We start from the raw sequence: 20,465 nt of genomic DNA, 5'->3' as shown, positions 1-20,465 counted from the left end.
GCGCAACCGCGAACCCCTCACCCGTGTTCGGGTCACCCGTGTCGGGGTCACCCGTGTTCGGGTCACCCGTTATCCGGCCGATCAGCCCTCGTACGCGTCCAGTTCGGCGAGGAAGCTCTCCCGGACCGAGGGGGCCGCCCACGAGATCTCGATGGCGTTCCGCTGGAGGCGGACCAGCTCCTCGTCCGAGAGGGCGGCGGGGCCGCGCAGGGCCGCGAGGTTCTCGGAGACGTAACCCGGGAAGTACGCCGGGTCGTCGGAGTTGACCGTGACCTTGACGCCCTGGTCGAGGAGCGCGCGGATCTCGGCGGCCTTCAGGCCGTCCGTGACATGGGAGTTGGAGATCGGGCACACGGTGAGACCGATTCCGCGCTCGACGATGCGGGCCACCAGCGCCGGGTCCTCCAACGCGTTGACGCCGTGGTCGATGCGGTCGACCCCGATCTCGTCCAGCACCTGGCGGATGTGCTCCGTGGAGTTCTGCTGGTCGACGTCGCAGTGCATCGTCAGCCGGAAACCCTCGGCGCGCGCCCGGGCGAAGACCTCGCGGAACTTCACCGGCGGGTTGCCGGCCTCGTCGGAGTCCAGGCCGACGCCGATGATCCACTCCTTGTACGGCAGGGCCTGGACGAGCGTCGCCATCGCGAACTCGGCTTGGAAGTCCCGCAGGAAGCACATCACCAGACGGCCCCGGAAGCCCGTCGCCCGCTCGGCGTCGTCCAGCGCACGGGTCAGGCCCCGGATGACGGTGTCGAAGGCGACACCGCGCGCGGTGTGGGCCTGCGGGTCGAAGAAGATCTCCGCGTAACGGACGTTCTGCGCGTGCGCCTTGGCCGCGTAGGCGGCGGCGAGGTCGTAGAAGTCCGCCTCGGTGCGGAGCACGGACATGCCCTCGTAGTAGACGGAGAGGAAGCCGGGCAGGTCGTCGAAGTCGTACGCCTCGCGCAGCGCGGCCTCGTCGGCGTACGGCAGCTCGACGCCGTTGCGGCGGGCGAGCGCGAACTTCAGTCCGGGCTCCAGGGTGCCCTCGATGTGCAGGTGCAGTTCGCACTTGGGCAGACCCGCGACGAAGGGGTCCACGGTGACGGTCTCGGTCATGGCGATCTCCTCGGTGGGACGGGTCAGTTGGCGGAGGGAAGCAGGATGTCGACGACGTCCTGGGTGTGGTAGCTGACGACACCCAGGTCGGTGACGGCGTACTCGGGGATCGCGGTGATCTCCAGGAAGATCAGGTAACCGAACGCCGAGGGGAGTTCGCAGCCGAGCGCGCGGGACGCGGCCTCCAGGCGGTCCTCCGCGTCGGCCATCTCCTCCGGGGTGAGGTCGGCGACGATCCCGGCCACCGGCAGCGGCAGGAACTCCTTGATCACACCGCCGTCCACGACGACCTGGCCGCCGCCGTGCTCGGAGAGGTGGTTCACCGCCAGGGCCATGTCGGCCCGGTCGGCGCCGACGCAGACGATGTTGTTGTCGTCGGGGGCGGCCGAGGAGGCGATGGCGCCCGACCGCAGCCCGAAGCCGTTGATCATCGCGGTGACGGTGGCGCCGTCGTTCTTGCCGTACCGCTCGGAGACCGTGACGTACAGCGCGTCCTGCGCGAGGTCGGCGCGGACCGTGCCGTCGACCACCGGCAGCGTCATCTCGACGCCCTTGCGGACGAACGGGACGGTGCGGTCCATCTCCACGACCAGCACCCGGGCCTCGTCGCCCTCGGCGGCGATGCCGACGCCCTCCGGCGCGAGCGGGGCCACCTTGAACGCGGGGGAGAGCGCCGGGGTGCGTACGGGCGGCTGCGGGGCGCGCAGGGTGCGGCCGTTCTCCGCGACCAGCTCACCGCGCGCGAACACCCGCTCCACCTGGAAGGACTCGGGGGAGTCGACGATCAGGACGTCCGCGAAGCGGCCGGGCGTGATCGAGCCGACGAGGTGGTCGATGCGGTACATCTCGGCGCAGTTCAGCGTGGCCATCTGGATCGCCTCGACCGGACGGACACCGGCCTTGATCGCCATCCGGACCAGCTTGTCGAGGTGGCCCTCGCGGATGATGTCGGCGACGTGCATGTCGTCGGTGCAGAACCCGACGTGCCGGGACTGGGCGCCGAACTCGGTGACGGTGCGCACGTTCTCGTTCATGAAGTGCGCGACCGAGGACTCGCGGATGAGCAGCGACATGCCGGCCCGCAACTTCTGGAGGGCCTCCTCGGCGGTGTAGCTCTCGTGGTCGAGGCGGACGCCCGCCGCCGACAGCGCGTTGATGGTGGTCTGCGCCGCCATCGGGGCGCAGCCGAAGATCGGCAGCCGGTTGCGGTGGGCGAGTTCGAGGGCCCGCAGCACCTTCTCGTCACGGTTGAGGACGAACTCCGCGACCGTCTCCCAGACACCGAAGCACTCGGCCCAGCCCTGCGTCTCCTCGTGCTCCTCGGGCCCGAAGGAGAACCCGACCGTGGTCTCGGGCAGGGTGTACGGCGTCTTGAACGGCGCGCCCCAGAAGATCTTCATCGGGCTCGCGTCGGCCTCCCGCAGCGCCTCGCGGACCCCTTCGAGACCGGCGACGACGAGGAACTGGTCGAGCCCGGAGATCACCGAGGTGGTGCCGAAGCGGACGGCCGCGTCGGCGAACATCGTCACCGAGAGCTTGGAGCACTCCAGGTGGAGGTGGCCGTCGATGAGCCCCGGGGTGAGGTACTTGTCGGTGGCGTCGACGATCTCCGTGTCCGGCCCCTCGTACGCGCTGACGTCACCGGTGGCGGCCACGCGCTCACCGGTGATCGCCACGTCGGCCGGGTAGATCTCGCCGGTGTGGACGTTGACGAGCTGCCCGCCCTTGATGATCCGGTCGGCCTTGACGACCCCTTCGGAGGCGTCGATGAGGCTGCGGAGGCTGGGGTGGTTCATGGGGTTCGCTCCAGGGCGCGTACGAGAGGTGGGGGAGGGTCCACGTGCGGGAGGGCACGTGCGAGGGGGTGCGGTGGCGGTGTCCGAGGCCCCGGGTTCAGGTGCCCGGGGTTCAGGTGGCCGGGGTTCAGGCGTCCAGGACGAGCTCGGCCTCGGCGCGTACGGTGCGACGGGCGAGCAGCCAGTAGACGGCGCCCGCGACGAGCGCACCGGCGAAGACCGACAGGTCCAGGCCGCCGGCCGCGTCGGAGAGCGGGCCGACGAACACCGTGGAGTCGACCCAGAGCACCGCCGCCCCGAAGCCGAGGAGCACCGCGATCAGACCGGCCGGGCGCACCCCGCCCTTGTGCCAGTAGATGCCCTTGCTCCCGGTCTCCCGGGGGAAGAGCGAGGGCACGTGGTAGCGGCCGCGGCGCAGCGCCCAGTCGGTGAGGTAGACGGCGGCCCACGGGCCCAGCCAGAGCACGATCAGGCTGAGAAAGTTGGACAGCAGGGTGTAGAAGTCCGAGGAGAACACGGCCCACAGGGTGATCGCGGTGCACAGGGTCAGGTCGATGAAGACGACCATCCACCGCTTGATCGGGAGGCCGACGGCCAGCAGGTTCAGGCCGGAGGAGTACATGTCGGTGGTGTTCACCGCGAGCAGCGACACGATCGCGAGCAGCAGGTACGGGGTGACGAACCAGCCGGGCAGGACCTCGGGGAGCCCCGAGATCGGGTCGGCGGCGTTGGTGGTCGCGGTGGCGACGGCGGCGCCGAGGATCTGCAGCGCGATGTTGGGCACCATGCCGCCGAGCGCGGCGCAGGTGAACACCTTGCGGGGCGCGGCGTCGGCCGGGAGGTAGCGCGAGTAGTCGCTGCCCATGTCCGCCCAGGACAGCCCGCCCGAGGCGGTGACCATGGCCAGGACCAGGGAGATCGTCACCACCGAGGGGGCGGCGCCGTGCGTGGCGAAGTCCGCCTTCGGGAAGACGAGGAACGCCATGACGACGAACATCGCGGCGAAGATCCAGGCGAAGTACTTCTGCACCTTCATGATCAGGTGGTAGCCGGAGAGCGGCAGGAGCATCTGGAGCCCGGCCGCGACCGCGATGGTCACCAGCTTCAGCGGGGTGGTGGTGGAGACGCCCGCCTGGTCGAGGAGGGCGAGCCCGGCGAGCACGATGAGGACCATGCCGCCCGCCTCGAAGCCGACCAGCATCACCCAGCTCAGCAGCGCGGGCAGCCGTCCGCCGTTCGGACCGAAGGAGGCCCGGGAGACGGAGTGCGTGGAGGTGCCGGTGCGCGGGCCCTGGAGGCTGGTCAGGCCGGTGACGGTGAAGCCGAGGACGTTGCCGACCACGATCAGCGCGACGGCGTACCAGAACGACAGGCCGAAGGAGACGACCAGCGCCCCGTAGACGACGGTGAAGACGGTGGTGTTCGTACCGGCCCACAGCCCGAAGAGGCGGCCGGGGCCGCCCTGGCGTTCGGAGGCGGGGACGGCGTCGATGCCCCGCTGCTCGACCGTGAAGACGGACGTCTGGGACGACGGGGGTGTCCGGTCGGCAGCGTGGGCGGTGGATCCGGGCGGGGCGGTGGCGGTGGCCTCGGCCATGGTCGGCAGACGTCCTTTGCGGACTTGCGTCCCGGCCTGGAGGGACGGGACGAGGGATGTACGGGGAGCCCGGAGCGAGCCGGGTGACCGCACGACGGTGTGCGGCGAGGGAGCTACGGGGGAGGGGGGTGGAGCGGTACGGCGGGGGCCGCGCGGCGCGGCTCGGGCGGGGGACCCGGCGCGCCGCACGGGTTGCCAAAACGTTTTGGCAACACTCCGCGAGGAAGTGCGCAAACGTTTTGGCATGGTCCGGACCGTACTGCCTAAACGTTTTGGCAGTCAACCGGTAAGCTCGCCGCCATGTCAGACGTCACAGAGCCGGACCCGCGCGGCACCTCCCGCAAGCCCCGCACCTCCGGCCCTGCGAAGACGGGCGGCGAGGCGAAGACGGGCGGGACGGCGCCCCGGGCCGCCGGCGGCGCGAAGACGGGCGGCACGGCGAAGGCCCCCGGCGCCGCGAAGACGGGCGGGCTGCGCGAGGTGGCCCGCCGCGCCGGCGTCTCGGTCACCACCGCCTCGCACGCCCTCAACGGCGTCGGCCGGGTCGGCGCCGAGACCCGCGAGCGCGTGCTCGCGGTCGCCGCAGAGATCGGCTACCGCGCCAACCCCAACGCACGGGGGCTGCGCGGCGCCCGCACCGGACTGCTCGGCCTGACGCACCGCTCCGCCGTTGAGGGTGGCGTCACCGACATCGAGTACTTCGTCAAGATCGTCAACGCCGCCACCTGGACGGCGATGGCCCACGACTACTCCCTCGTGCTCGTCCCGCCCTCGCTCGACGGCCGCCCCTTCGAGTCGCTGCCGCTGGACGGGACGATCGTCATCGACCCGCTCACCGACGACCCGCTGCTCACCCGGCTCTCCGGCATGGGCGTCCCCGTCGTCACCACCGGCCGCGACCTGGCCCGCAAGGACGCCTTCCCCTGGGTCGACAACGAGCTGTCCACCTGCGCCCTCGCCGCCTTCGACCACCTCGCCGCCACCGGCGCCCGCCGGATCGGCCTGCTGACCGGATCGACCGGCCAGTCCTACGACGAGGACGCGGCCCGCGCCTACCGCGACTGGTGCGCCCGCACCGGGAACCCGGTGCTGATGGACCGCGCGGAACCCGGCACCGACTCCACCGACGCCGCCCGCCGGCTCCTCGACCGGCCGGACCGCCCCGACGCGCTCTACGTCGTCATGGAGAAGTTCGGGTTCGCCACCCTCGCCGTCTGCCGCGAACTGGGCCTCGGTGTACCCGAGGACGTCCAGATCGTCGTCGGCGCCGACGGCGAGTTCGCCCGCAGCGCCCGCCCCGCGCTCACCGCGCTCGACCTGGCGCCCGAGGAGATCGGCAAGCAGGCGGCGCAGCTCCTGATAGAGCTGGTCCAGGGCGGCGGCGCGGTCGCCGGGGGCGGTCCGCTGCATCGGCTGGTACCGGCCACGCTGCTGCGGAGGGCCTCGACGCGGGAGCCGGTCTGAGGCGCACGTGCGGTGAGGGCGGTGGGGTGCGCCCGGAGTGTGGTGAGGACAGTGCCCATCGGGCAGGTCGAACTTGCTGCCTCCAGCGGGATTTGGTTGTCCGTGCGTGGAGTCGATGTGGTGTTTGAGCCGCGTCCGAAGTGGCGGTCGTGCCGCTCGAACCGCGGCGGCCACCGGACAAAGGGGCTGGTGACCGAAGTGCCGGAAGGCGGGCTCCACGACGTCGGTATCGATGGTGTGGAGGGCTGCGTGCGTGGCGTTGCTCGCGAGTGCACCTGGGCGCCCGACAGGGCCAAGGGCTGTCCCGCCCGATCCTGACTCGCGGTGTCGAGGGCCTCTCCTCTTTCATTCAGGAGTGCGACTGCCTTATCGGGCACGGAATATGACGAACCACCAACGTGACTTCCCTGCTGCCGGGGACTGGCCAGATCGTGGGTCGAGCCGGGCGGCGCCGAGGAGGCCCGCAGCAGGCGCCCGCAGGGGTGCGTGAGGACCTGTACGTTCATGCCGTGGCGTCTGTAGTTGCCCGAGCAGTAGGGTGATCGGCGGCGATGCGGTCGATTGGCATGCCATCGAGAACGACGCATGCCTTGGCCTGGATCGTTGTCATGGCCTTGGCCAAGGTCAGTCGGGCCTGACAATCCGTGAGTTCACGAATACCGACGTGCTGATCCCCATGAGCCCAAGGGTGATGAGCCGATGACGCGAATTACCCAAGGGCCGGTCCGATTGATCCAAGGCGCGATATGCGCGGCACACATCCGCCAGCGGGACACTTCATTCGGTTGCTCCCGGCCGTTCGTCGAGAACAGCATCGGTGAATCGAAGAATCCGCTCCTGTTCCGCGCTCTCATCGGTGGCGTCATAGTGCCGCACTTGATTCCACCAACGGTCGTGGTCGAACCCCTCGCAGTGGTTGAACGGGTGCGCGGTGCTGCGCAACCGCTGCCACTCACGCACGATGGCAGCCCGCTGCCACGAATCGGGCTGTTCCAGCCGAAGGAGAGTGTGCAGGAACCCGGCCGAGTCACTGACCAGGATGAGCAAGGACCGCATCGCGAAGGAGGTCTCGCCAGTTTCACCATTCAGATCGTATACCCGCCCGAGCTGCGTGTTGAGGAACGTTTCCAAGGCTGTGACGTCTTCGTGTGTGAGGTCAGCGGCGTAGGTAAGGTTGCGCTCGGCCTGTGCGCTTGTCATTAGGGTATGTCCTCGCGTTTCGTCGGCCGGGTCGGAGATCTCCAGGAACTCTGCCCACTCGGCGGCGGCCTTGCGGTCGATGGCCGTGCGGACCCTGGTGTCGAGGGGTCGCGACGTCCACGGTACTGGCCGACGGGGCGAGCATCCGCGCCGCGACGAGATGCACGGCCCGCACGGTGAGCGTCTCGGTCTCACGGCGGCAGCCGCACGCCTCGCACAGCCCACCAGCCGCGTCCTGCCTGCAGTCTTCGCACGCCAGCGCCTGACGCACCGTGGCGGTCACCCCGATGTGTCCATGACCCAACAATTCCTTGATCACGAAGAGTTCGACGCCCTGCTCCAGGAGGAGCGTCGCCGCTGAGCGCCGAAGATCATGAAAGCGGATGCGGCGAAGCCTGGCTCGGCGGAGTAGGGCGGTGAAATACCTGGAGAGGGTGGCGGGTTTGAGCGCTCCACCATCCGGCCGGGTGAAGATGTAGCCGTTGTCCCGCCAGCGTTCGCCTGCGGTTTCGCGTTCCTGGTGCTGCTGGTCACGGTGGGTCTGCAGTGAGCACCCCTGGGTGCAGTACTGGCAGGTGGCGTGGAGGCGGTCGAGGAAGGTGCGGACGTCGCGAGCGGTGAGGCATATTGAAGTCGACGAGGGTAGGCGGCTGACCGGTGCACCATCAGCGCACCCCCCGAGGGCCGCGCGGGTGTTGGCGCGGCCCTCAGCCAAGCCGACGCGCGACCGGCTCAACCAGTCGGCTTCTCCCGCGACTTGAGCGCGATCTGCCACCGGTAGAAGCTCATCGCCAGGGCGAAGTCCAGCCCCGCCCGTCCGTCCAGGAACCCGCGCCGGTAGACGTACATGTAGGCGAACGACACCAGCGGCTTGAACGGGGCCTTGTGGAACAGCTGGCCCTGGCGGGACTTGACCCGGCGGACCTGTTCCTTGACGTCGGGGTGGTGTTCCAGCCACGCCTCCCAGTCGGAGTACCGGTTGTGGCGCTCGAACCACGCGGTCACCGGGTCGAGGTCCTGGTGCTCGATCGGGTTGCGCAGCGCCTGGGCGGAGTCGGCGACGGGCTGGTAGTGGCCCTCCACCTCGCCGATGCCGGGGGCCGCGAGGTCGCCGACCTCCGGGTAGGCGCAGCGGGTGCGGTCGGTCAGGGAGCGTTTGCGGATGGTGTAGCCGTGGCGCAGCCGTTTGCCGGAGAACCAGTAGCCGAGCGGGATGTCGTACGCGGCGGGCTTCGGTGCGGCGGGGTCGGCGAAGATCGCGCGGAGCTCGGCGAGGAGCCCGGGGCTGAGGCGTTCGTCGCCGTCCAGGACCAGGATCCAGTCGATGTCGGTGCGGACGTTCTCCAGGCACCACTGCTTCTTGCGGGGGTGGCCGCCGTCCCAGGTGTACTCGACCACCTCGGCGCCGCACTCGGCGGCGATCTTCGCCGTGTCGTCGGTGCTGTGCGAGTCCACCACGACGACGGCCTCGAAGTGGCCGAGTACGGAGTTGACCGCCTCGGCGATGTTGAGGCCCTCGTTCTTGGTGGGGATCGCCACGGCGATGGGCAGCTTGCTCAACTCTTGTCTCCTTCGGGCAGCCAGGCGTAGCAGCCTGTGGAGGTGAAGGTGCGGGTGGCCGCGGGGAGGGTGATGCTCACCGGCTGACCGCTCGCGGAGGAACCCTGGTCGAGCACCTTGCCGCCCGCTCCTTCGGTCCGCCAGGTGCAGGCGGCGGTGGGGGAGACCGAGCGGTAGCGGCCCGGGCGCAGTTCCTTGCCGGTGTGGGTGCCGTCCGCGTAACCGAGCGCTGCCTCGTCCACGAGATCCTGGTGTCCCGTGCACAGATGGGCCACCGCGGCTGCGGCGTCGGGTACTTCGCCGGTGACGATCGAGCCGACGGCGATCCGGCGGTCGGCCTTGACCAGGAAGTCGAGCTTGTCGCAGGTCTCCTGGCCGGTCTGGAGGACGGCGGCCGGGTCCATGCCCTTGGGCACCCGGTCGGTGAGGTACTCCTTCTCCTTCTTGGTGAACGTGCCGGTGGCGGGCGTGAGTTCGTCGGTGGGAACCTTGGGCCCGGCGGTGTCCGGTGCGGGTGCGGCGTCCGACCCGGAAGTCCCGGAAGCCCCCGAAGCCCCGGAAGCCTCCGCAGCCCCGGACGTCGGGTCGTCGTCGGTCGGTGCGGCGGCCGAGGGGCCCGCGACGGAGGGCCCGGAGGCCGCGGGGCGGGGTGCCGCCGCGGCCTCCGGGTCGTTCCCGTCGTGGGACGAGCCGCACGCGGCCAGCGCCGCCGTCAGGATGACGACGGCGGCGCCGGCCAGGAGCGGGTTCCTCATCAGCCCGTCCTGAGGGCGTAGTGCGCGGCGATCTGGGCGGCGCTCAGCGAGGTCGGGTAGACGGCGGTCTCGTCGAGCTGACCGGCGAAGAAGGTGCTGGTCGGGGCGGACGGCCAGCCGCTGAGGCTGTCGCCGCCGACCCGCCAGTACCCCTCGAAGTTCTGGTTGGTCTTGTAGGAGGAGTTGGAGGCCCGCAGCACGCCGTCCACGTAGAGGGCGATGCCACCGGTGCCCTGGGTGGCGACGACGTGGTGCCACGCGCCGTTGTTGTAGGCGGCCGGGGTGGTGATGGTGCGCGTGGAGCCGTCGTGGACGCCGAACACCAGCTTCCCGTCGTTGGTCATGTAGACGTGCTTGTCGTAGCTGGTGCTGTTCTGCATCGTCAGGTTGCCGAAGCCGATGAGCTTGCCGCCCTTGGTCGTGGTCGTCTTGAACCAGGTCTCGACGGAGAAGGCGCCCGGCTTGGCGTGCCGGCGGTTGCTGTACGCGTACTCGTCGGTGCCGTTGAACCCGATGGCCGTGGAGGCGCCCGCGATGGCGGCCGGGGTCTGCCGGTAGGACGGGGCGTTGCGCAGGAAGCCGTTGTCCAGCTCGGTCCCGGTGTCCGCCGCGAAGGTCGAGGTGCCCTCGTCGTAACGCCAGTAGAGCGAGGCGCCGTCGGCCAGTACCTTCGCCGGGTACGCCTCCGCCGCCGAGGCCACGGTGGCCGACAGGGCGGGGGACTTGGCGCTGGTGTTGGTGCCGTCGCTCGCGGTGATCCGGTACGAGTGCGTCTCCCCGGCGGCAACGGCCGTGTCGGTCCACCGCAGTTGCGGCCGGTCCCAGAAGATCGAATTCCCGGTCGTGGTGTACACCGGGGTGGTGGCACCGTCCTTGTAGATCCGGTAGGTCAGCAGCCCGTCGTCGGTGTCGGAACTGGTCTGCCAGTTGACGTCGATCTGCCCCGGCACGACGGTCGACAGCTGCACGTTGGGCACCCATGGCGCGCCCGTGTCGGGTCCGTCCGCGAACCGGGTCAGCCCCTGCTGGGCCGCCCCGTTGACGGTGGTGAACTCGCCGCCCACCCACAGGTAGTGGTGGCCGCCGGTGTCGGTCTGTGCCATCACCCGGGGGCCGACCGGTTCACCGATGCCGTCGTTGGTGTCGGGTGCCCACGGCAGCAGCTTCGGGTCGTTCACCGACTGCGCGAGCAGGTGGTGGCGCGGCTGGTCGGAGAACTCGCCCATGCTGGAGCAGTCGTGGGCGTGGCTGCCGCTGTAGAGCACGCCCGAGTGGACCAGCACGGCCTGGGTCGCGCCCAGGCAGGTGTCCCGCCAGCGCTGCTGGAAGTCGTCGAGGTCCAGGGCGATGCGTCCGTCGAACACCCCGCCGCCGGTGCCCTCGTTGGCGGTGTAGAAGCCGGTCGCGTCGGTGGTGATGTCCTGCACCGTGGAGGTGTTGGGGATGAAGCCCGGATAGGCGGTCGTCACCGCCCCGCTGGTGGCGTCCACGACGGCGAGCGCGTGCGAGGTGGTGCCGTTGACGGTGAGGAAGTCGCCTCCCAGCAGTACGTGTTGGCCGTCCGGGGCCACCTCGACCGCGCGGGCCACCTCGTCGGCGTTGGCGGTGAACGGCAGCAGGTCGGCACCGGTGGTGACGGCGGCGAACTTCTGGCGGGTCTGGCCGCCCACGCTGTTGAAGTCACCGCCGAAGTAGACGGTGTCGTCGGTGACGGCGATGGCGCGGACGGTCGCCGAGACGGCGATCTTGAAGTCGTTGCGCGGGGTGCAGGTCGCCGTGTCGATCGCCACGATGTTGCTGACCCCGACGCCGTTCACCGCGCCGAACTGCCCGCCCGCGTAGAGCGTCGCGCCGTCCGGGGAGAGGGTGAGGGCCCGTACGGTCGCGGTCCCCGAGGAGAGCGTGAACGACAGGGAGCAGCCGTTCGGCGCGCCGGTCGCCGCGTCGAAGGCGGCGAAGTTCACCGCGGGGGTCTCCGAGGTGCCGGCGGCGGCGTCCGGTGGGCGCACCGTGGAGAAGGTGCCGCCGGCGTAGACCGTGTTGCCGGTCGCGGCCATCGACCAGACGATGCCGTTGGTCTGCCAGGTGGAGAGATCGTCGGCGGTGATCGACACCGGCGGCGTCAGCGATGCCGCCGGGGAAGTCCCGACCGCGGTCGCGGTCAGGGCTCCGCCCAGCAGGCAGAGAGCGGCGGAAGCGGCGCGCTTGCGGCCACGTCCGGCGGATCTCCGCCCCGTACGTCCGTTCATCATTCAGCTCCGAAGGTGAGAACGAGCTGCGGCCGGTAGGCCGCGGTGGAGACCTCGCTCGACCAGATACGGAGGCTGTCCGTACCGGTGTTGGTCAGGGCGAGTGATGTGGCGGAGCCGAGGGCCCCGCCCAGGGCCGACGCGTCCAGCGCCACCGAGTAGTCGGTGGACACGGCGGTCGCGCCGGTGATGGTCCCCAGCACGGTCGCACCGAGCGCCGGCCGGGTGTTGTAGGTGACCGTCGATTCGGTCCAGGCGCCGGTGACCGGCACCACCTGGTGGCTCTCGGCGGAACCCGCCGTCGAGTCCGAGGAGGTGCGGAAGTCGATCCGGGCGCCCTTGAGCACCTGCCCGGCGGGGGCCGCCGGCAGGTCGTAACGGAGGTAGCCCAGGTACGCGGTGGTGCCCCGCGAGGCGAGCTGGTTGTCGTTGTAGTTCGTGTTCGGGGCGACGCTGTTGACGTACGCGTCCTCCACCGGGGTGAGCGTGACCGTGGTGTCCGCCCCGCCGCCCCCGCCCCCGTCGCCGCCGCCGTCGCCGGGCACGGACGGAGCGTCCGCGAGGTCGTGGTGCTCGGCGACCTGCGCCGCCGTCAGGGCGGTCGGGTAGACCGCGGTCTCGTCCACCTGCCCCGCGAGGTAGGTGCTGGTCGGACGGTTCGGCCAGGCGTTGTTCATCGCGTCCCCGCCGACCCGCCAGTACCCGTCGTACGAACGGTTCCCGGTCGCCGCGTTGGTGCCGGCCACCGCGCCGTCCACGTACAGCACCATCCCCGCCGGGCCCTGCGTGGCGACCACGTGGTGCCAGGCGCCGTCGTTGAAGCCGGCGGTGGTGGTGATGGTCGGACGGGTGTTGCTGCTGCCGGTCTGGACCCCGAAGGCGAGCCGTCCGTCGTCCGTCAGGTAGACGATCTTGTCGGAGATGGTGCTGGTGTGGCCCGTGTCGAAGCCGATGTTGTTGCCGAAGCCGACGATCCGGCCCCCGGTCGTCGAGGTCGTACGGAACCAGGTCTCGACCGAGTAGGGCGACGGCGAGGTGTAGTGGTGCAGCCGGTCGCTGTAGACGTACTCGTCCGTGCCGTTCAGGCCCAGCGCGGTCGAACCGGCCACCGCCCCCGCCGCCCGGTACGTCGGCGCGTTGACGTACACGCCCCCGTCGCGTCCGTCCGAGGCGTCCGCGGCGAACGCCCCGCCCGCCTCGTCGTACCGCCAGTACAGCTCGGCGCCGTCCGCCAGCACCTTCTCCTGGTACGGGGAGGCCGAGGAGGCCGCGGTGACGGAGACGGCGGCGGACTGGGCGCTGGTGTTGGTGCCGTCGCTCGCGCTGACCCGGTAGGAGTACGTCTGCCCGGCCACCACGTCCGTGTCCGTGAAGGTCAGCTGCGGACGGCTGAAGAAGAGCGAGGAGCCCGTCGTGGTGTACACCGGCGCCGACGCGCCGTTGCGGTACACCCGGTAGGTCAGCGAGGAGTCGTCGAGGTCGAGCGAGGAACGCCAGTCGACCTTCACCTGCCCGGCCCGGGGCGAGGCGACGCTCACCACCGGTACGGCGGGCGCACCCGTGTCCGGAGAGTTGGCGAACCGGGTCAGCCCCTGCTGGGACGAGCCGTTGACGGTGGTGAACTCACCGCCCACCCAGAGGAAGTCGCGTCCGTCCCGGCTCGATACAGTCAGCGCGCGCGGCCCGACCGGCTCGCCGATGCCGTCGTTGGTGTCCGGCAGCCACCCCAGCATCGCCGGACCGTCCACCGACTGGGCGGTCAGATGCTTGCGCACCTGGTTCGGGAACTCACCCATGGTGGAGCAGTCGTGCACATGGCTGCCCGCGTACAGCACGCCCCGGTAGACCCGGAGCGCCTGGGTGGCGCCCTGGCAGGTGTCGCGCCAGCGCTGGCCGAACCCGTCCAGCTCCATGGCGATGCGCCCGTCGAAGGAGTTGCCCCCCATGCCCTCGCCCGCGACGTACCAGCCGCCGGAGGCCTGGTCCGTGACGATGTCCTTGATGACCGCGGACGCCGGGACGAACCCGTTCGGGTAGGTGTGGGTGAGCGTGCCGGAGGCCGCGTCGGTCACCGCGAGTGCGTGCGTCGCGGTGCCGCCGACCGTGGTGAAATCGCCCCCGATCAGCACCGATCCACCGTCCGGGGTGACCTTCAGGGCCCGTCCGGGGTCGTCCGCGTCCGGGTTCCACGCGGTCAGCGCGCCCGCCGGGGTCACCGCCCCGAAGAAGCGCCGGGCGCTCCCGTTGACCGTCTGGAAGTCACCGCCCGCGTACACCGTGCCGTCCGCCGCCACGTCCAGCGCCCGCACCGTCGCGCTGAAGTTCGGCGCGAAGCCCGAACGCACCGTGCAGTTCGCGGTGTTGATGGCGACCAGCCCGTTGCTGGTCGTCCCGTTCACCGCGTTGAAGTAACCGCCCGCGTACAGCGTCGACTTGTCCGGCGAGAGCGCGAACGCCCGTACCGTGGCGGTGCCGCTGCTGCGGGTGAAGGAGAGCGAGCAGCCGGCCGGAGCACCGGTCGCCGCGTTGAACGCCGCGAAGTTCACCGCCGCCGCCGAACCCGTGCCGCCCGCCGCCACCCCGGCGGGCCTGATCTGCGAGAACGTGCCGCCCGCGTAGACGACCCCGTTCGCCTCCGCCAGCGCCCACACGATGCCGTTGGTCTGGTAGGTGGACAGGTTGTCGGCGGTGAACCCGACCGGCGCGGTCAGCGCGGCGGCCGGCGGAGCACCCGCCGCCGAGGCGGAGAGCGCCCCCGCGGCCAGCGCCAGCGCCGTCGCGCCCGCCCCGCCCCGCCACCACCGGGGGCCGGGGCGGCGTGGCGCACTCACCGGTCCACCCGCACGGCCGCGCCGCTGAGCTGCGACTCCAGCAGCCGGACGTCCGCGTCGACCATGATGCGCGCCAGCTCCATGGACCGCACCTCCGGCTTCCAGCCGAGCAGCTCCTCCGCCTTGGAGGCGTCACCGATCAACGCGTCGACCTCGCTGGGGCGTTCGTACTTCGGGTCGTACCGCACGTGCTCGCGCCAGTCCAGACCGGCATGGGCGAAGGAGTGCTCCAGGAACTGCCGGACGCTGACCCCCTCGCCGGTCGCCACCACGTAGTCGTCCGGGGTGTCGCGCTGGAGCATCCGCCACATCGCGTCCACGTACTCGGGGGCGTACCCCCAGTCGCGTACCGCGTCCAGGTTCCCCAGGTGCAGCCGGTCCTGGAGTCCGGCCTTGATGCGGGCCACCCCCCGGGTGATCTTGCGGGTCACGAAGGTCTCGCCCCGGCGCGGGGACTCGTGGTTGAAGAGGATGCCGTTCACGGCGAACATCCCATACGCCTCACGGTAGTTGACCGTGGCCCAGTACGCGTACACCTTCGCCACGCTGTACGGGCTGCGCGGGTGGAACGGCGTCCCCTCGTTCTGCGGGGGAGGGGTGGAGCCGAACATCTCGGAGGAGGAGGCCTGGTAGACGCGGGTGTCGATGCCGCTGGCGCGCACCGCCTCCAGCAGCCGGATGGCGCCGAGGCCGGTGACGTCACCGGTGTAGAGGGGCGCGTCGAAGGAGACCCGGACGTGCGACTGGGCACCGAGGTTGTAGACCTCGTCGGGCTGGATCTCGCGCAGCAGGTTCACCAGCGCCACACCGTCGGAGAGATCCGCGTGGTGCAGCACGAACGAGCGGTCCGCTTCCTCGGGCCCCTGGTAAATGTGGTCGATGCGCTCGGTGTTGAAGCTCGACGAGCGGCGTATGAGCCCGTGGACCGTGTAGCCCTTGTCGAGCAGCAGCTCGGACAGGTACGAGCCGTCCTGCCCGGTCACGCCGGTGATGAGTGCGGTCTTGGCCATGACTCCCCCCTTCTGTGGTCGCCTGAACGGCGGTTGTTACCCGGAATTTCATACAGTGAGTGGTTTGCGATGAAAAGGGCGCAGTGCCGGGCTTCTGCTGGCACAATCCGAGCCATGACGACTGATCTCCCCGGCCTTCCTCAGGAATCCGATCGCCCTCTACTGCGCCCGGGCGCACGCATATTCGTGGCGGGTCACCGCGGACTGGTCGGTTCGGCGGTGGTCCGCCGCCTGACCGCGGACGGCCATGAGGTCCTCACCCGCGGCCGCGACCTCCTCGACCTGCGCGACGGTGCGCGGACCGAGGCATATCTGAAGGACGTCCGGCCGGACGCCGTCGTCCTGGCCGCCGCCAAGGTGGGCGGGATCATGGCCAACAGCACCTGGCCGGTGCAGTTCCTGGAGGACAACCTCCGCATCCAGCTGAGCGTGATCGCCGGCGCCCACGCGGCCGGCACCGAGCGGCTCCTCTTCCTCGGCTCCTCCTGCATCTACCCCAAGCACGCCCCCCAGCCGATCAGCGAGGACGCGCTGCTCACCGGCCCTCTGGAACCGACCAACGAGGCGTACGCGCTGGCCAAGATCGCCGGAATCGTGCAGACCCAGTCGTACCGGAGGCAGTACGGCGCCTCGTACATCAGCGCCATGCCGACCAATCTCTACGGCCCCGGGGACAACTTCGACCTGGCGACCTCGCACGTCCTGCCCGCGCTCATCCGCCGCTTCCACGAGGCGAAGCGTGACGGGGCGCCCACCGTCACCCTCTGGGGCTCCGGCACCCCCCGCCGCGAGTTCCTGCACGTCGACGACCTGGCCGCGGCCTGCGCCCTCCTGCTGGCCTCGTACGACGGTGACGAGCCGGTCAACGTCGGCTGCGGCGACGACCTCACCATTCGCGAACTCGCCGAGACCGTGCGCGATGTGACGGGATATCAGGGTGCGATCACCTGGGACACCTCGAAGCCCGACGGCACCCCCCGCAAGCTGCTGGACGTGGAGCGCCTGACGTCCCTCGGCTTCGCGCCGAAGATCTCGCTGCGGGACGGCATCGCCGGGACCTACGCCTGGTGGCGCGACCGGGACGCCGCTCTCGGCTGAGCCGGACGATCCGGTGCCCCGCCGTGCGCGGGGCACCCGGAGTGCGCGCATGGTCTCCACTCCGGCCCCTCAGTAGGCCCCGCGGCCGTCGGTGACGGCGCGCACCGTACGGACCAGCAGGTTCACGTCGGTGGAGACCGACCAGTTGTCGACGTACCAGAGATCCAGCGAGACCGACTCCTGCCAGGAGAGATCGGACCGGCCGCTGACCTGCCAGAGGCCGGTCAGCCCGGGCTTCACCGCGAGCCGTCTGCGCTCGCGGTCGTCGTAGTCGGCCGCTTCCTCGGGAAGCGGAGGACGCGGACCTACCAGGGACATGTCACCCCGCAACACATTGAAGAGCTGCGGGAGTTCGTCGATCGAGGTGCGCCGCAGGGCTCGGCCGATCGCGGTCACCCGGGGATCGCGGCGCATCTTGAACAGCGGGCCGTCCACCTCGTTGGCGCCGGTCAGCTCTGCCTTGCGCGACTCGGCGTCGACCACCATCGTGCGGAACTTCCACATGGTGAACGGCCGGTCGTGCCGCCCGTGCCGGATCTGCCGGTGGAAGACGGGCCCGCGCGAGGAGAGCCGCACGCCCAGCGCCACGGCCAGCAGCAGGGGTGCCAGCAGCACCAGCCCGAACACCGCGCCGGACCGGTCCAGCACCGCCTTCAGCGCCGGCTGCGGCCCCTGCCGAAGCGGTGGGGTGACGTGCAGCAGGGTCATCCCGGCCACCGAGGCGGGCCGGACCCGGGTGGTGGCGATGCCGGTCAGCGCGGAGAGCACGCAGAGCGCGATGCCTCCCTCGTGCAGCCCCCAGCCGAGCCGGCGCAGCCGGTCGCCGCAGAGAAGCGGCCCGGGCGCCACCAGGACCAGGTCCACGTCGTACGCGTACGCCCCGGCGAGCACGGTCGGCACGTCGTCGTCCGTCCCGTCCGCCCCGAGCCGCCCGGTCAGCGGCAGCTCGTGCTCGGGCTCCGCCGCCCCCACGGGCACGGCCGCCACGACGGCGTAACCCTCCTTCTGCGTACGGGGGTCGAGGGCGCCCGCCACGGTGTCCACGCCGGACGCGTCGCCCACGACGAGGACCCGCAGGGCCGGACGGCGGTGCGTGGCGTCGGCCCGCCGCCGGACCGCCCAGGTCACCACGACCGCCACCGCCGCGCCGGGCACGGCGGCCACCAGGGCGGCGGTCGGGTCGACGGCATCGCCGGCCACGGCCCACGCGATGGCGAGCAGCCCGACGAAGACCAGCCAGTCCCCGAGGGCCCCGGCCGCTCCGGCCGTGCTCCGCGGCGGTCCGGCGGCGTAGCGCCCGCGCACGGCCCGCACCCCGGCCCAGACGAGCGCCGCGATCGCAGCGGTGGGCAGGGCCACCGGCTGCTCCCGCGCGGACAGGACGGCCCAGGCGGGAACGGCCATCCCCACGGTCTCGGTCAGAACCGTGAGGGGCGTACCCCGGCGGCCGGCCCGTCGGCCGGGACGTACGTGATCGGTCAGGTCGCGCTGTGCTGTCGGGGCCCTCCAGAGCTGCTCCAGGGCCGTCGAGCGGTTCCCGGGTGCCGTGGAACGCGGGCGTGGCGGACGCCGCACCCCCACGGGCCCGGATATGTCGGATTCGGGTGTTTCGACATGCCCCATGAACCCCCCAGTCACAGTTGCATCCCTGAAACGCGGCGCACCCGTCGATCCCAGGGACCGACGGATGCGCCATCGCTCGGTGCACGATATCCACACACGTGCTATTTCGCTGGAGTTCCCGTGAAGTTCAGACACAACGGAGGCTTCCGCCGCGATCCCGTCCCATTCGTGATCTCTGGTTCCACGGGGCGCAGTTGAGCTGAATGTGCGGGGCGGGTGATCCGGTCTCCGGACCGACCAGGCGCAACATGGACGAAGTGAACTCCCGTACTCCGCACAGTATGTGCGGGGTCGGGTGACTCAACTCTGTCTGAAATCGCAAAAGTTAGTCACGTCACACGGCGGGTTCGCGCGGTGACCCGCCGTGGGCGTGGTGGGGCGGGGCGGGTGGATGGTGCGCCACGGGCCGGGTGGTCGGGGTGGGGCGGCCGGGCCGGGGGGCCGGGGGGCCGGGGGTCGGCTGGGGGTCGGTTGGGGGTCGGCCGGGCGGATCGGCCTTCCGGGTGGCCCGGAGTGATGGCCCGGAGTGGTGGTGCGGCAGAGCGGTGCGGCGGGCCGGCATGGCGTGTCGGTGCGGCGTGTTGGCACGGCGGGCGTGCCCGGCCGGGGGTGCGCGTGTCCGGATTCCGGGACGAGGGGTTGTCGAATCGCCTTGTTCGACGGGGATATCTCGAACGAAAATGTTTCGTTTGTGACGCGCCATTGTTTCGGCGGCAATACATGCCCCAGGATCTGTCTCAGCGCCGATGAACGGCTCAGCGCACAACCCGTCAGGGTGATCTGTGCCTGAATGTTCCGGTACGTCCAGGCTGTTGCCCTCTCTCCCGAACGGGCGAGGGGGCGGAGCACCACCTGTCTCTTGTCGAGAGAGTTTCGGAAGATCAGGGGGCCGGGACAGAGTCCTGGTCGGCGCGACGCACCCCAGTCCCACCCTTATGAGGAGTTGCACCATGCAGTCCAGACGACTCGCCCTCGCCGTCGCCACCGGTGCCGTGGCCGCACTGACCCTCGGTACGGCCGCCCAGGCGGCCCCCGCCCGTCACGGTGGGCACGAGGCGACGCTGCGTACCCTCGCAGAGCGTCCGGACCTGCTCATCGGAACGGCGGTCGACACCAGCGCGCTGGCCACCGACGCCCCCTACCGGGCCGACGTGGCCTCCGAGTTCAGCTCGGTGACCGCCGAGAACGTCATGAAGTGGGAGGTCGTCGAGCCGGCCCGCGGTACCTACGACTGGTCGCAGGCCGACAAGCTGGTCAAGTTCGCCAAGAAGAACGGCCAGGAGGTGCGCGGCCACACGCTGGTCTGGCACAACCAGCTTCCGGCCTGGCTCACTTCGGGCGTCGCGGACGGCTCCATCGACACGAACGAGCTCCGCGCCATCCTGAAGAAGCACATCACCGACGAGGTTCGCCACTTCAAGGGCGAGATCTACCAGTGGGACGTCGTCAACGAGGTCTTCGACGAGGACGGCACCTACCGGGACTCCCTGTGGCTGCAGAAGCTCGGCCCGTCCTACATCGCCGACGCCTTCAAGTGGGCCCACGCGGCCGACCCCAAGGCGAAGCTCTTCATGAACGACTACAACGTCGAGGGCGTGAACGCCAAGTCCACCGCCTACTACGACCTGGCCAAGAAGCTCCGCGCCCAGGGCATCCCCGTCCAGGGTCTGGGTATCCAGGGCCACTTGGACATCCAGTACGGCTTCCCGGGTGACGTCGGCGACAACCTCGCCCGGTTCGACGCCCTCGGCCTGCAGACCGCGTTCACCGAGATCGACGTGCGGATGACGCTGCCGGTGGACGACACCAAGCAGGCGCGCCAGGCCCAGGACTACCGCAGGCTGCTCGACGCCTGCATCGCCGTCCGGGGCTGCAAGTCATTCACGGTCTGGGGCTTCAGCGACAAGTACTCGTGGGTGCCGGGCACGTTCTCCGGCCAGGGCTCCGCGAACATCATGGACGAGAACTTCGTGCGCAAGCCCGCGTACACCGCGCTCGCCGACGGCCTCCGCGCCGCCGCGCACCGCACCGGCCGGCACTGACCCGGCCGGGAACGGGCCGGTGCGACCACGCCGTCGCACCGGCCCACCCGCCCCGCCGGCCCGTCACGCCGTAACGCGCCCCGGCGCCCCGCCCCATGCTTGGCATGCGCATGGCATAAGCGTGCATGCCTTTGATTGTGGC

General features: G+C 70.6%; 13 protein-coding genes and 1 pseudogene. 3 read left to right on the top strand and 11 right to left on the bottom strand.

What is annotated here, in order from left to right:
* Positions 1-81 precede the first annotated feature (81 nt).
* The 3 genes from ACWCWD_RS15135 to ACWCWD_RS15125 all read right to left on the bottom strand — a co-directional run bounded on the left by ACWCWD_RS15135 (position 82) and on the right by ACWCWD_RS15125 (position 4,491).
* A complete protein-coding gene (locus tag ACWCWD_RS15135; protein ID WP_450773103.1) occupies positions 82-1,098 on the bottom strand; it encodes an adenosine deaminase in 1,017 nt (338 codons plus the stop codon).
* A 23-nt stretch (positions 1,099-1,121) separates the two neighbouring features.
* Positions 1,122-2,894 (bottom strand): adenine deaminase C-terminal domain-containing protein, encoded by a 1,773-nt coding sequence (locus ACWCWD_RS15130; protein ID WP_450773101.1) that lies wholly within the window; start codon positions 2,892-2,894, stop codon positions 1,122-1,124.
* A 127-nt stretch (positions 2,895-3,021) separates the two neighbouring features.
* Positions 3,022-4,491, bottom strand: a complete 1,470-nt coding sequence (locus tag ACWCWD_RS15125) for a purine-cytosine permease family protein (protein ID WP_450773099.1) — start codon at positions 4,489-4,491, stop codon at positions 3,022-3,024.
* Positions 4,492-4,791: 300 nt separating this feature from the next.
* Between ACWCWD_RS15125 and ACWCWD_RS15120 the strand changes: the two genes are divergently transcribed.
* Positions 4,792-5,955 (top strand): LacI family DNA-binding transcriptional regulator, encoded by a 1,164-nt coding sequence (locus ACWCWD_RS15120; protein ID WP_450773098.1) that lies wholly within the window; start codon positions 4,792-4,794, stop codon positions 5,953-5,955.
* A 777-nt stretch (positions 5,956-6,732) separates the two neighbouring features.
* Here the strand turns inward: ACWCWD_RS15120 and ACWCWD_RS15115 are convergent.
* The 7 genes and pseudogenes from ACWCWD_RS15115 to gmd all read right to left on the bottom strand — a co-directional run bounded on the left by ACWCWD_RS15115 (position 6,733) and on the right by gmd (position 15,560).
* On the bottom strand, positions 6,733-7,155 hold the full coding sequence (locus tag ACWCWD_RS15115) for a hypothetical protein (RefSeq protein ID WP_450773096.1): 423 nt from the start codon (positions 7,153-7,155) through the stop codon (positions 6,733-6,735).
* 268 nt (positions 7,156-7,423) lie between these two features.
* Positions 7,424-7,720, bottom strand: a pseudogene (locus ACWCWD_RS15110) (tyrosine-type recombinase/integrase); the annotation flags it as partial.
* A 167-nt stretch (positions 7,721-7,887) separates the two neighbouring features.
* Positions 7,888-8,715, bottom strand: coding sequence for a glycosyltransferase family 2 protein (locus ACWCWD_RS15105; protein ID WP_450773094.1), 828 nt, complete (start codon positions 8,713-8,715; stop codon positions 7,888-7,890).
* Positions 8,712-9,470 (bottom strand): hypothetical protein, encoded by a 759-nt coding sequence (locus tag ACWCWD_RS15100; protein WP_450773093.1) that lies wholly within the window; start codon positions 9,468-9,470, stop codon positions 8,712-8,714. Before ACWCWD_RS15100 ends, ACWCWD_RS15105 begins: the two co-directional genes overlap by 4 nt.
* Entirely contained in the window at positions 9,470-11,722 is a 2,253-nt protein-coding gene (locus tag ACWCWD_RS15095; RefSeq protein ID WP_450773091.1) for a LamG-like jellyroll fold domain-containing protein, read from the bottom strand. The genes ACWCWD_RS15100 and ACWCWD_RS15095 overlap by 1 nt, the downstream gene beginning before the upstream one ends.
* Positions 11,719-14,550: a DNRLRE domain-containing protein gene (locus tag ACWCWD_RS15090; protein WP_450773089.1), complete on the bottom strand. Its 2,832-nt coding sequence runs from the start codon at positions 14,548-14,550 to the stop codon at positions 11,719-11,721. The genes ACWCWD_RS15095 and ACWCWD_RS15090 overlap by 4 nt, the downstream gene beginning before the upstream one ends.
* Positions 14,547-15,560, bottom strand: coding sequence for a GDP-mannose 4,6-dehydratase (gene gmd / locus ACWCWD_RS15085; protein WP_450773087.1), 1,014 nt, complete (start codon positions 15,558-15,560; stop codon positions 14,547-14,549). Before gmd ends, ACWCWD_RS15090 begins: the two co-directional genes overlap by 4 nt.
* 114 nt (positions 15,561-15,674) lie before the next feature.
* On the opposite strand from gmd, the gene ACWCWD_RS15080 reads away from it, so the two are divergent.
* Positions 15,675-16,658 carry a GDP-L-fucose synthase family protein gene (locus tag ACWCWD_RS15080; protein ID WP_450773085.1) on the top strand — a complete coding sequence of 328 codons (984 nt, stop codon included), beginning with the start codon at positions 15,675-15,677 and terminating at the stop codon, positions 16,656-16,658.
* Positions 16,659-16,727: 69 nt separating this feature from the next.
* On the opposite strand, the gene ACWCWD_RS15075 is transcribed toward ACWCWD_RS15080, so the two are convergent.
* Positions 16,728-18,281 (bottom strand): exopolysaccharide biosynthesis polyprenyl glycosylphosphotransferase, encoded by a 1,554-nt coding sequence (locus ACWCWD_RS15075; RefSeq protein ID WP_450773084.1) that lies wholly within the window; start codon positions 18,279-18,281, stop codon positions 16,728-16,730.
* A 950-nt stretch (positions 18,282-19,231) separates the two neighbouring features.
* Here ACWCWD_RS15075 and ACWCWD_RS15070 point away from each other — a divergent pair.
* Positions 19,232-20,323 (top strand): endo-1,4-beta-xylanase, encoded by a 1,092-nt coding sequence (locus tag ACWCWD_RS15070; protein ID WP_450773083.1) that lies wholly within the window; start codon positions 19,232-19,234, stop codon positions 20,321-20,323.
* Positions 20,324-20,465 lie beyond the last annotated feature (142 nt).

Source organism: Streptomyces sp. NPDC001493 (genome assembly GCF_053597235.1).
Note: the sequence above shows the minus strand (reverse complement) of the source record. Positions and strands in the feature narration are given on the sequence as shown.